Origin of the sequence: Flavobacterium sp. FlaQc-48, assembly GCF_044007335.1 — a bacterium.
In the GTDB taxonomy this organism is placed as follows: Bacteria; Bacteroidota; Bacteroidia; order Flavobacteriales; family Flavobacteriaceae; genus Flavobacterium.
On the sequence record NZ_JBIPCR010000023.1, the window covers coordinates 34,414 to 46,977 of the forward strand.

General features: G+C 33.9%; 13 protein-coding genes. 7 read left to right on the forward strand and 6 right to left on the reverse strand.

Features of this window, described 5'->3' with window-relative positions:
- Positions 1-21 precede the first annotated feature (21 nt).
- The 5 genes from ACHRWY_RS24735 (at position 22) to ACHRWY_RS24755 (ending at position 4,852) form a co-directional block, all read left to right on the forward strand.
- The gene (locus ACHRWY_RS24735; protein ID WP_395358182.1) at positions 22-906 is read left to right on the forward strand and encodes a bifunctional 5,10-methylenetetrahydrofolate dehydrogenase/5,10-methenyltetrahydrofolate cyclohydrolase; all 885 of its coding nucleotides are present in this window, start codon (positions 22-24) and stop codon (positions 904-906) included.
- Between the two features lie 341 nt (positions 907-1,247).
- On the forward strand, positions 1,248-2,174 hold the full coding sequence (locus ACHRWY_RS24740; protein ID WP_395358184.1) for a magnesium transporter CorA family protein: 927 nt from the start codon (positions 1,248-1,250) through the stop codon (positions 2,172-2,174).
- Positions 2,175-2,409: 235 nt separating this feature from the next.
- Complete coding sequence (locus tag ACHRWY_RS24745; RefSeq protein ID WP_395358186.1) at positions 2,410-3,024, forward strand: hypothetical protein; 615 nt, start codon at positions 2,410-2,412, stop codon at positions 3,022-3,024.
- An 8-nt stretch (positions 3,025-3,032) separates the two neighbouring features.
- Positions 3,033-3,323, forward strand: a complete 291-nt coding sequence (locus ACHRWY_RS24750; protein WP_395358188.1) for a winged helix-turn-helix domain-containing protein — start codon at positions 3,033-3,035, stop codon at positions 3,321-3,323.
- Positions 3,324-3,466: 143 nt separating this feature from the next.
- Entirely contained in the window at positions 3,467-4,852 is a 1,386-nt protein-coding gene (locus ACHRWY_RS24755; RefSeq protein ID WP_395358190.1) for a DUF4153 domain-containing protein, read from the forward strand.
- A 47-nt stretch (positions 4,853-4,899) separates the two neighbouring features.
- Here ACHRWY_RS24755 and rluF read toward each other — a convergent pair whose 3' ends face one another.
- The 3 genes from rluF to ACHRWY_RS24770 all read right to left on the reverse strand — a co-directional run bounded on the left by rluF (position 4,900) and on the right by ACHRWY_RS24770 (position 7,414).
- On the reverse strand, positions 4,900-5,712 hold the full coding sequence (gene rluF, locus ACHRWY_RS24760; protein WP_395358192.1) for a 23S rRNA pseudouridine(2604) synthase RluF: 813 nt from the start codon (positions 5,710-5,712) through the stop codon (positions 4,900-4,902).
- A gap of 201 nt (positions 5,713-5,913) precedes the next feature.
- Entirely contained in the window at positions 5,914-6,258 is a 345-nt protein-coding gene (locus ACHRWY_RS24765; RefSeq protein WP_395358194.1) for an antibiotic biosynthesis monooxygenase family protein, read from the reverse strand.
- A 10-nt stretch (positions 6,259-6,268) separates the two neighbouring features.
- Positions 6,269-7,414 (reverse strand): cytochrome P450, encoded by a 1,146-nt coding sequence (locus ACHRWY_RS24770; RefSeq protein ID WP_395358196.1) that lies wholly within the window; start codon positions 7,412-7,414, stop codon positions 6,269-6,271.
- Positions 7,415-7,488: 74 nt separating this feature from the next.
- Here ACHRWY_RS24770 and ACHRWY_RS24775 point away from each other — a divergent pair, with 74 nt between their 5' ends.
- On the forward strand, positions 7,489-8,169 hold the full coding sequence (locus ACHRWY_RS24775; RefSeq protein ID WP_395358198.1) for an ArsR/SmtB family transcription factor: 681 nt from the start codon (positions 7,489-7,491) through the stop codon (positions 8,167-8,169).
- A 74-nt stretch (positions 8,170-8,243) separates the two neighbouring features.
- Here the strand turns inward: ACHRWY_RS24775 and ACHRWY_RS24780 are convergent, their stop codons facing one another.
- From ACHRWY_RS24780 to ACHRWY_RS24790, 3 genes are all read right to left on the reverse strand, one after another.
- Positions 8,244-9,095, reverse strand: a complete 852-nt coding sequence (locus ACHRWY_RS24780; RefSeq protein WP_395358201.1) for an alpha/beta fold hydrolase — start codon at positions 9,093-9,095, stop codon at positions 8,244-8,246.
- A gap of 185 nt (positions 9,096-9,280) precedes the next feature.
- Positions 9,281-10,060 (reverse strand): zinc ribbon domain-containing protein, encoded by a 780-nt coding sequence (locus ACHRWY_RS24785; protein WP_055093298.1) that lies wholly within the window; start codon positions 10,058-10,060, stop codon positions 9,281-9,283.
- Between the two features lie 3 nt (positions 10,061-10,063).
- Positions 10,064-11,158, reverse strand: a complete 1,095-nt coding sequence (locus ACHRWY_RS24790) for a Nif3-like dinuclear metal center hexameric protein (RefSeq protein ID WP_395358203.1) — start codon at positions 11,156-11,158, stop codon at positions 10,064-10,066.
- Positions 11,159-11,523: 365 nt separating this feature from the next.
- Between ACHRWY_RS24790 and lpxK the strand changes: the two genes are divergently transcribed.
- On the forward strand, positions 11,524-12,546 hold the full coding sequence (gene lpxK, locus ACHRWY_RS24795) for a tetraacyldisaccharide 4'-kinase (RefSeq protein WP_395358205.1): 1,023 nt from the start codon (positions 11,524-11,526) through the stop codon (positions 12,544-12,546).
- Positions 12,547-12,564 lie beyond the last annotated feature (18 nt).

Here is a 12,564-nt window from a genome sequence, read left to right on the forward strand (position 1 = left end):
AAACAAAAAATAACAAAAACAATGCAACTACTAGACGGTAAAAAAACAGCTGAAGACATTAAAAACGAAATTGCAGCCGAAGTTCAATCGATAAAAGATGCCGGAGGAAAAGTACCTCATTTGGCAGCTGTAATCGTGGGTACAAACGGGGCAAGTTTAACTTACGTAGGAAGTAAAGTGAAATCTTGCCAGCAAATTGGCTTTGACTCCACTTTAGTAGCTTTGCCTGAAGATATTACCGAAGCAGATTTATTAGCTAAAATAAAAGAATTAAACGAAGATGATAATCTTGATGGATATATCGTTCAGCTGCCGTTACCCAAACACATCGACGAGCAAAAAATATTATTAGCAATTGACCCCGATAAAGATGTTGACGGATTTCATCCAACCAACTTTGGTAGAATGGCGCTTGAAATGGAAAGTTTTATTCCGGCAACACCATTTGGAATTATGGAATTGTTAGAGCGTTACAAAGTAGAAACATCTGGAAAACATACAGTAGTAATTGGAAGAAGCCATATCGTAGGCCGACCAATGAGTATCTTAATGAGCCGTAAAGGAAATCCCGGAGACTCAACCGTTACACTAACACACAGCCGTACTAAAAACTTAGAAGAATATACTAAAAATGCAGATATTATCATTACAGCTTTAGGAGTTCCTGAATTTTTAAAAGGCGATATGGTAAAAGACGGAGTTGTAATTATTGACGTTGGAATTACTCGTGTAGACGATGCATCAAATGCAAAAGGATATGTGATAAAAGGCGATGTTGATTTTGACGAAGTAAGTAAAAAAGCATCATTCATAACGCCGGTTCCTGGTGGAGTAGGACCAATGACAATTGCAATGTTATTAAAAAACACACTTTTAGCACGCAAAATGAGAAGCGCAAAAAAATAATTTCTTTTCAAAAAATAGACAAAGCCTGTTCAATTGAGCAGGCTTTTTTGTATTTCACAACTAAAAATCTAACACACAGAAACTCTAACTATGTTTGTTAAAAAAAGTGAAACGCCTTTTTATAGTTACAACATCTATGTTTCTATGTGTTTAAAAAAAACTCCCCAAAGTACCATTTTAATATATAATTAATAGTTTAAACTTTTGGGTCTAAAAAATAAAAGATACTTTTGCACCACTTAAAAACACTTCTCCAAATGGACGATTATTATTCGTTAGTATTAAATTAAAAGCAGCTTTTGAAATTTCAAAATGCTGTGATAACACCCTGTATTTTTGAAATGAAAGCCTTTTACACAAACAACAACGGATTACTTGAAATCTCAAAATGGACTCCAAACTGCTGGATCAGCATTGAAAATCCATCAGAAACAGAAAAAAAATACTTATTAGAAGAACTTCAGATTCCCGAAGCATTTTACAACGATATTGAAGATATTGACGAAAGACCCCGTATCGAAATCGAAGACGGCTGGACATTGATCATTATGCGCGTTCCCATCAAAAGCGACGATGTAAAACTTCCCTTTCAAACCATTCCGCTTGGCGTAATTTTTAAAGAAGATATTTGCGTAACCATCACTTTTTACAGAACAGAAATTATATCCGATTTCATGCTGTATTCACAACGCAAAAACATTCAGGTAAAAGATAATGCTGACTGGGTTTTAAGATTGCTTTTATCATCAAGCGTCTGGTATTTGAAATATCTAAAACAAATCAATCAAAAAATAAAACTTGCCGAAGATAATTTGGAGAAATCCATCAAAAATGAAGAATTACAAGCCTTACTTCAAATCGAAAAATGTTTAGTATTCTTTATCACATCATTAAAAGCAAACGACGTTTTGTTTCACCGCGTTAAAAACTTAAAAGCGTATAAAGCAGATTACGATCCGGATTTATTAGAAGATGTCGAAATCGAATTAAGTCAGGCGCAGGACACAGCCAATATTTACAGCAATATCCTCACCGGAATGATGGATGCTTATGCCTCGGTAATTTCGAACAATATGAACAATATCATGAAGCAAATGACATCCATTTCTATCATTTTAATGATTCCAACCTTAATCGCCAGTTTATACGGTATGAACGTTCCAAATGGCCTCGAAGAAAGTAAATACGGCATCTGGATTCTTCTTTTGGTTTCGGTAATACTATCTGCTTTTGGAGTATTCCTGTTTAAAAGAAGAAGATGGTTTTAATTAAAAATAAATAACAATATTTATACAAGCCTGTTCATTTGAATGGGCTTTTTTTTGTAAATACGGTCGGGCTATCCATGCTACTTCGGTAGCTTATTCCTAGCCCTCACGCAACTATGCGTTACCAAAACCTCTCGTTTAGTCCGGTAATAATGTCAGGAAAGCAAAATAAAATTAATTTTTAGCTTGTCAATTCAAAATAAAATATAACTTTGCACTACAAAGTACTTTATTTATGAATCAGAAGCATCAAGAAGATTTAGCACATATTCGTTCCATGATGGAGCGTTCTTCCAGATTTATATCCTTAAGCGGACTCTCAGGAGTTTTTGCCGGACTTTCTGCTTTAATTGGCGGGCTGTATGTCTATCAGTTGTTTAAAGTAAACGGAATGGATTATTTTGATGGAAAGCCAAATTATATTCCGGTTAAACTTATATCAGAATTATTTGCTACCGGCCTGATTATTATGGCTTTTGCGCTTATTTTTGGTGTTGCTTTTACCATCAGAAAAAGCAAAAAATACAATTTGCCGATTTGGACATCAGCAACAAAAAAAATGCTGTTTCATTTAGCTGTGCCTCTTTTTGCAGGTGGCATATTCTGTTTAGCGCTTATATTCCATCAAAATTATGGTTTAGTAGCACCGGCCACTTTGATCTTTTATGGTTTAGCAGTTATAAATGCAGAAAAATATACTTTTACAGATATAAAATATTTAGGTTTTTCTGAATTGATTTTGGGACTTATTGCGCTCTTTTATATTGGATATGGTTTGATTTTTTGGATAATTGGATTTGGTATTTTGCATATCCTGTACGGATTAATAATGTTCAAAAAATATAAATAATCCAGCCAATGGGAATTATTGATAAACTAAATAAAGATTTTGAAAGCCGTGTCAGACTGGGTATTATGTCCATTCTGATGGTCAACGAATGGGTAGACTTTACCGAGATGAAAACGCTTTTGAATATTACAGATGGTAATTTGGCAAGTCATTCTTCGGCACTGGAAAAATCACAATATATTGAAGTAAAAAAGGAATTTGTTGGTAAAAAACCAAAAACATCGTATCAGGTAACACCTCTTGGGCGTGCGGCATTCAAAGAACATCTTTCTTATCTTGAAAAATTAATGAAATCTTAATACCCCTATTTTTTTACCTTATAACTTTGAAATGCAAAGTACTTTTAGTTATTAAGTTATTGGATCGCCGTTAAAAAAGGTGAAACCACCATTTAAAAAAAAGAGATATCTATTTGACCAATAAAAATTTAAAATCAACAATTATGAAAAAACATCAAATTATTTTAGCATGCAGTTTGGTCTTTACCCTGCTTTTTTACAACGAATCAGTTGGAATCAACATCTCGATCTTTGCAGTAATACTAACACTTTTAATTAGTTACTTCTTTCAGGACCGAATGGTAGACCGGTCCCACCTGATTTTGGTAATAACCTCAATGTTGTCTTGTTTTGCTTTTGCGTGGTATGGCGATTTTGCCTCTTTTTTAGCTTTGGCAATGTCGGTTCTTTTTCTGCAATTTAAAACGCAGGATGGGGAACTTAAAGTCATACAGGTATTTCCGCTTGTGTTTTTAAATATATTTACTTCATTAGGACGAGTGTTTATTTTTAGTCAGTGGCTTCCTGAACGAAAAATCCATAATGATTTTGCGAAAAAGCTGGTAGCGTTTGTCATTATTCCCATTGTATTTTTAGGGCTGTTTTTTATCGTTTATTCTTTTGGAAGCAATCATTTTTCTTCCTTATTTACAGATTATACTTTGGACATTGATATTGTCGAGTTAATACTGATTAGTCTGGTTGGGTTTTATATCTCTTTCAGTTTTTGGAATTATTGGGTTCCGGATGCGTGTTACGAATTCAATCCAAAACTAAATGATGAGTTTACGAACAGTAGCGAAATTAAAACCCAAAATACATTCTCGTTTCTGGACCTTGACTTTGAAAGAAAGAGTGGCGAAATTACTTTGTTTTTGCTTAATGTTATGCTTTTAGTATTTATCGCTACATACAATTATGAGCAGTTTTTTGAGGTAGTCGAAAAAACAAATTTAAGTGCAGACACACATGAAAGGGTAAACTCAGTTATCTTTTCGATTGTTATGGCGGTAGGTGTTATCATGTTTTATTTTAAGGGCGGATTCAATTTTGATAAAAAAGCAGTCTGGCTTAAAAAACTGGCTAAAATATGGATTGTTTTAAATGGCCTATTAATCATAAGCGCCATGCTTAAAAATTCAGAATACATTTCGGTTTTCGGTTTAACCTATAAACGATTAGGGGTTTATGCTTTTTTGATCCTGGCAATTATAGGTTTAGTTTTTGTTTTTATAAAAATTACAAAACAAAAAACAAATGCTTATTTGTTGAACAAAATGGTGTGGTATTTTTATGGGACGGTTTTGTTGTGCAGTTTTGTAAATTGGGGCAATCTGGTTACAAATTATAATATTGCTGTGAACAAATGTGTTGAACCTGTTTTTCTTACCAATTTGAATTTTAATGATGATGCCCGAAGGGAGTATTTTTTAAAGCACAATCTCAATGGCGGAAATGCTGAAATTGTTCGTGAAGAAATGATTGAAACGTACCAGAGTAATAATTTTTTGTCTAAAGCGTTATACTATGAGTTTTTGAATAACAAATAGGGGTATTAAAAAATCCGATTCAATTGACTGAATCGGATTTTTAATATTTAGTAATCTCCTTTTTTCTTAAAGCGCGGATCGTATTTTGAGATAAATTCTGTTCTTCTTTTTGGAGCTTCCGTTTTAGGCAAGCTTGCTTCTTCGGTTTTACTGGATGGCTCAATTAAGTGATTTAAGTCTTTAATTTCATCATCGGTTAAATCCCGATAACGGCCTACCGGAATATCAAGCGATATATTGATAATTCGAATACGTTTAAGCGCTGTTACATCATAACCCAGGTATTCTGTCATTCTACGAATCTGACGGTTTAAACCCTGCGTTAAAATGATTTTAAAAGTGTATTGGCTAATTTGCTCTACTTTACATTTTCGCGTAACCGTATCTAAGATAGGAACACCATTTCCCATGCGTTCTATGAAACGGTCTGTAATGGGTTTGTTAACCGTTACAGTATATTCTTTTTCGTGGTTATTTCGGGCACGTAAAATTTTGTTTACAATATCACCGTCGTTGGTCATGAAAATTAAACCTTCGCTCGCTTTATCTAATCTTCCAATTGGAAAAATACGTTTTGGGTAATTAATATAGTCCACAATATTATTTCGAACTTCAAGATTCGTTGTGCATTCGATTCCAACAGGCTTGTTGAAAGCCAAATAAACCAGTTTTTCGTGTTTCTCTACAATTAATTTTCCGTCTATGCGTACTTCATCATTTGGCGAAACTTTAGTTCCCATTTCCGGTACAACACCATTTATTGTTACGCGTCCTTCTTCGATAAGTTTATCTGCTTCACGACGGGAACAATAGCCGGTTTCACCAATAAATTTATTAAGACGTTTTAAATTCTCTTCCATACTGCAAAAGTAAGCAAAATTTAGACTTCTTAGATTTTAGATTATTAGATCTTTAGATTGTTGGACTATTGGATTGTTGGATCTTTAGATTTAGATTGTTGGATTGTTGGGTTTCAGGTTTTACTGAATCTTGTACAAACATGATTACTTTATCTAAAAAAAACTTTGCCCCTTTGAACCTTTGTCTCTTTGAACCTTCAATCATTTATGATAAGAAGAACTATCTTTTGGTGTTTCTTCCCGATCAAACATTCCGTAATCGCGAACAACGGCGGCAATTCTTAAATGATAATCTTTAAAAACTTCACTTCGCCTTTTTGCCTGAGCATGACGATGCATTTCGAGATTTCTCCATTGCTGAATACTTTCTTCATCTTTCCAGAAAGACAAAGACAAAACTTTTTCAGGATTACTAAAACTCTGAAAACGTTCTATTGATATAAATCCTTCTATAAGATCCAATTCAGGTCGCAAACTTGCTGCGATATCCAGATATTCTTCTTTTTTTCCTTCGTTTGGAATTACTTCAAAAATTACGGCTATCATATTTTTCTTTTTATTTTAATGAGATCGGGATTCTTTTGGGCAATCTCGCATTGATCATTGGTTCGTATTCGATATTATTTTCTAAAAGTACTACGGTTTTATAAGCATTCAATAAAAACCATATAGCTTCCGTAGTCAGGCTAATAGAGAAATGTTTTGCCAGGCAGGCATGACCGCCGGTTCCGAGAGTTAAATTTTCAGTATTATTCCTTCTTTCGATATCAAAAACTAATGCATTTTCAAATTTTTGAGGATCACGGTTTGCGGATGCCAGTACAATTAAAATAGGATCATTTCTTCTGATTAAACTTTCTCCCATATAAATATCCTCCTCAGCAATTCTTCGGGTATTATGAATTGGCGGATCAAATCGTAGGGTTTCTATAACTGATTTTTGTATTTCAGCCTTATCTGAAAAGCTTTTGTTATTAAGGATTTGTAGTAATGAAGTGCTTAAAATTCCCCTTCCGGCGTCATAACTCTGAATTAATAATCCAATTACATTACTGATGCTTGTTGTTTTTATTTCGTTGGCCGAGAGGACTGCTGATTTTATCTGCAATAAATCATGGTAGAACTTTAATGGCAAGAGTTGTTTTTCGACAATTGAAAACAGGTCTTCTGAGATTTTATTTATAGTGTTAACTTGTTCCTGCGTTTTGTTCGGAAGCATTATTTTGATCAGGGATTCCATTTTTTCTAAAATAAAATTACAATCGGTTTCCTTAAAGCCAAAGCTTTTTAAAACAACTAAAACCGGCAGTTTTTTACAAACAGAATCAACCCAATCTATTTTATTTTCAATTACATCATATTCGATTAACTCACTAATGATGCTGTCAATGTTTACAGATGTCATATTTGAAAACAGAAAACAGGCAATTTCCCGATTTATTTCATGTGAGATTCCATTTGACAACCTCACTAAATTATTCAAAATAGTCACAGCATATGTATTCAGTTTTTGTTTGTTATTCAGGTTTATGGCCGGAATAAGGGCGTGAGGGTTTTTTAGGATTTCAACGCAATATTCGTAAGAGTAAACCGCCCAGGTTTTACTGTTTTCATCCCAAAATACCGGATTTTTTTCCAGCATGGATTTATATATGGTATAGGGATCCGGAACATTCGATTGCAGGAATAAAGTAGTGTTCATATAGATTGTTTTGAGCAAAGTTATTTAACTTTACAAAGGAATACTTCATTCTATACTTAACTATGTATACTTAAATGGAAGATCAGTTTATAAAAGCGGCAGGATTGATTGGAGATGCTACCCGCGCAGCAATTATGTGGACTTTACTCGACGGAAGAGCTTTTACTGCTACTGAACTTTCAATTGCGGTCCATACATCACCGCAAAATATGAGTATGCATTTGGCTAAACTTCTGGAAGCTAATTTGCTTTGTGTAGAAAAACAAGGGCGTCATAAATATTATAAATTTTCTAATAAAGAAGTGGCGTATGTTGTGGAAGCAATGGCAAATCTTATTCCGAAGACAGAAACTTCTTCAAAAAAGAAAATCAAAGAGTATCCTCCCATAAAATATTGCAGAACCTGTTACGACCATTTGGCGGGGAAAATTGGAGTAGCTTTAGCGGATAGTTTATTAGAACAGAAAATTATTATCGAAATTGATAATGCTTTTAAAATTAGTCCCGAAGGTGAAAAATGGTTTTCTGACTTGGGAATTAATTTAGAAGAAGCCCAAAAACAAAAACGAATATTCTTAAAGCCTTGTCTGGACTGGAGTGAAAGACGATATCATATTGCAGGTTCAATAGGGACTTTGTTATTGAATAAAATGCTGGAGCAGGACTGGATCAGAAGAACCAAAGATTCAAGAGCAATAATAATAACGGGTAAAGGCGAAAAAGAAATATTGAAGAATTTTAAAATTGTGATTTAGACTTCTTAGATTAAAACTAAAAAAGCATTTTTTCGTTTTAAGGAAACTCAGAAAAAAAACCTTTGAACCTTTTTTCAAGAAGAAAACAAAAACGCAATCACCTTTTGATACAATTCGTCATCATGCATTCCGTGACCTAAACCTTTGGTTGCTATAAATTGACTGTTTTTCCAGTTGCTGGCCATTTTTTTTCCTTCTTCAAACGCAACAATAGTATCTGATGTATCATGTGCAATTAGTGCTGAAACATTGAACTCTGAGGCGAATTTTTGTCCGGAGAAATCTTCTATTTTAAAATTGAAACGATTGATAAATTTACTTTCTAAAAGTGAAAACATTTTAGTATTCAAACTCAGCATGGCAATATAATTATCAATCAAAGTTTTTAAATCTGATGGCGCTCCAAGAATTACCATTTTATTAATGCTGGTATTCGGGAACAGGTATTGATGATAAACGCAGGCTGCGCCACCAATAGAGTGACCGATGATAATATTGGGTTGGTATTTTTCGACAGCCTTATTTATAAATTCAGCATAAAGCGGAATATTGAATTCCTTACCACTGCTTTGTCCGTGAGCGGGCGCATCAATGGCAATAATAGTGCTTCCTGATTCCTGAAGATGCGGCAGTGTTTTTTCCCAGCGGGAAGCATTGCTTTCCCAACCGTGAACGAGGAGGATTTTGGTTTCATTTCCTTTCCAGATGTAGGTTTGAAAATGATGTTCCTTATGATGAAAAGTTTCTGTTTCTGTATTCCTTAATATCTTGGGCAGGCTTTCTTTTTGTAATCTCCCAATTCTGGGTTGGCTAAAAAGGGCATAAGAAAGTTCAACAGCTTTTTGAGGGCGAATATAACTCAGAAAATTGATATACGACCCAACCGATTTTAATGTAATAAAACGGATTCCTTTTTTAATTCCCAAAACTTAAATTTTTTTATAAAGATAAAAAATAAGATTTTAAACTTACTGAAAAATGTGTTGTTAGTCCCAATCGCTATCGGGATAAAAGATTTGTAAGCATTATTTTTATCTAAGTATCGGATTGATTTTTAATCTGTGGTAAAATAAATGCAAAAAAAAAGTCCCGATTAAATCGGGACCGTTATTTAGAATTTTGAGAACAATTGTTCCATTTTTTCTTTTTCTTCTTCAGCCAGTGCGCTGTCAACTAAAATTCTTCCAGAGTGCTCATCAGTGATGATTTTCTTTCTTGAAGCAATTTCTACCTGAGTTTGTGGCGGGATAGTGAAGAATGATCCTGCAGATGCTCCTCTTTCGATAGATACAACAGCTAAACCGTTACGAACACTAGTTCTGATTCTGGTGTAAGCAGCTAGTAATCTTTCTTCAATCTGACCTGAAAACTCAGCTGATTTCTCAGACAAGAAGATTTCTTCTTTTTGAGTTTCAGCCATAATAGCGTCTAATTCAGATTTTTTATGTTTTAAATGCGAACTTTTAGCGTCAAGTTTTTCTTTTAAATTAGAAATAACTTCTTTTTTATGTTCGATAGAAGCTTTCATTTCTTTGATTTGCTTTTCAGCCAATTGAATTTCTAATTCCTGAAATTCAACCTCTTTAGTCAAAGAATTAAATTCTCTGTTATTACGAACTGATTCTTGTTGTTTTGTGTATTTTTTGATAACCTCTTTGTGCTCATCAATCGCATTTTTCTTCGATTTGATAAGATCTTCAATAACCTCAAGTTCACTTTTCAGTTTCTCTGAACGCGTGCTTAAACCTGCAACTTCATCTTCTAAATCTTCCACTTCTAAAGGAAGTTCGCCTCTCACGTTTCTGATTTCGTCAATTCTAGAGTCAATAAGCTGTAAATCGTATATTGCTCTTAACTTGTCCTCAACACTTAATTCTTTCGTATTCGCCATATTCTATAAGTACTTAACTGGATTTGTATTTTCTTCTGATAAAATGATGGCAAAATTAAGGATTTTTTTTCGAAGATAATCAACAATATAGTTTTTTGTATACCGTTCGCTCTCAAAATGACCAATATCCGCCAAAAGAAGTCGATTTTCGGCTTCGTAAAACTGATGGTATTTTAAATCAGCTGTCAAAAAAGCATCGGCTCCGGCCTGAATTGCATTTTTTATGGCAAAACTTCCGGACCCGCCCAAAACGGCAACTTTCTTTATTTTCCTTCCTCTAAAAGCCGAATGACGAATTCCGTCAGCAATCATGGTCTCTTTTACAAAAAGAAGAAAATCTTTTTCCTCCATTTCTGTTTCCAATTCACCAATCATTCCTAAACCGATATTTTGATGGGAATTTTTCAAATCATAAACTTCATAAGCCACCTCTTCATAAATATGACTGGCAAAAAGTGTCTTTAGAATTTTAGGTTGTAAGTGTTTTTCAAAAACAACCTCAATTTTGATTTCGGTTCCGGTATGTAATTTTCCCCGTTCTCCAATGACGGGATTGCTGTTTTCATTTCCCTGAAAAGTAAAAAAACCTTCGGTATTAAAACTGCAATTGTCATAATTGCCAATAGTTCCTGCTCCGGCCTGAAACATCGCATTCCTAACTTTTTCAGCATTATCAGGAGTGGTATAAGTCACTAATTTTTGAATGAAATTCTGTTTCGGAATTAAAACCTTAGTATTTATTAATCCCAAAGCATCGCAAAATATTTTATTAACGCCGGCAGAATGATTATCCAGCGCAGTATGAACCGCATAAATAGCAATGTCGTTTTTAATTGCTTTTAATATTACACGTTCTACATAATTTTTACCGGTAATTTTTTTGATTCCGGAAAATAAAATAGGGTGAAAGCAAACGACTAAATTGCAGTTTTTTGCAATAGCCTCTTCTATTACATTTTCTAAGGCATCATGACAAACTAAAACTCCCGTGCTTTCAATTTCAGCATCGCCAACTAAAAGGCCAACATTGTCAAAATCTTCAGCATAAGCCAAAGGTGCCATTTCTTCGAGAACCGATAGTATTTCTTTGATTTTCATTATTCTTTTGTTTCAGGTTTCAAGTTTCAGGTTTTTACATTGTAATTTGAAACTTTAAAGTTGGAACAAATTAACGAAAAATATTATACTTTATTTAATTTAAAGAAATAGGGGCCTCATTTAAAATATTTAAACGAATGATATGTATTTCGTATATTTGTAATTCTAAATCATAGGCGATGACTACAATAAAAATAGACGAGCAGATATTGCTAAAATTTTAACGGATCTTACGGAAACCCATACGAGGGTTTCGGTAATCATGAGGCATTAATCAAAAGGATTGATTAATTTATCGTGTAGATGCTAAAGTTGTAACTGTATTTGTAATTTCTGCAATGGAACCTTATTCTGATAAATAATATATGAACTTACTTCGAAAAATACTTTTTCCGTTTGCCATTTTATATGGATTCATTACCAGCATTCGTAATTTTCTTTTTGATAAAGGAATTCTAAAATCCACTTCATTTAATATTCCGGTTATTGCAGTTGGGAATTTAAGCGTTGGCGGAACGGGAAAAACACCTCAAATCGAATATTTAATTCGGTTATTATCGGATCGTTATAGGGTCGCAACTTTAAGCCGCGGCTATAAACGAAAGTCAGAAGGTTTTGTTTTGGCGGGTACAAGTTCAAATGCCGAAATCTTAGGCGATGAACCTTTCCAGTTTTATCAAAAATTCCCCAATGTTCAGGTGGCAGTCGATGCAGACAGAACAAATGGAATTATACAGCTGCTTTCGCAAAATGAAAAACCCGAAGTTGTTTTGCTGGATGATGCTTATCAACACCGAAAAGTTAAAGCGGGATTTTATATTCTGTTAAGTTCTTATGGCGATTTGTACGCAGATGATTTTATGCTTCCAACTGGAAATTTACGCGAGAGCAGAGGCGGGGCCAACAGGGCCAATATGGTTATTGTAACAAAATGTCCAAAAAATTTATCAGATAAGGAACAAGAACAAATCCGATTGAAATTAAAACTCAGCTGTTCGCAGCAAATCTATTTTACTTTTATCGATTATGATGATTTTATTTATGGTGAAAATGAAAAAATAGCGGTAAATGAAATCAAATCAGAATCAAAATTACTTTTAGCCGGAATTGCTAAGCCAACGCCATTTTTCGATTATTTAAAAAATGAAAGTGATGAGTGTCTGACTTTTCCCGATCATCACCATTTTTCTGATTCAGATTTAGAGACCATAAACAATAAAGCACTGAACAGGAAGATCATTACAACAGAGAAAGACTATGTACGTTTAAAAGATGCTGAGCGGGTAACGGCATTGTATTATTTGCCGATAAAAAGTACTTTTATTAAGCATCAGCAAAATTTTGACGCGACGATTTTGGAGTATATAAAAGTAAATTCAGCTTCTTAGTATCAGGACTAGGGGATA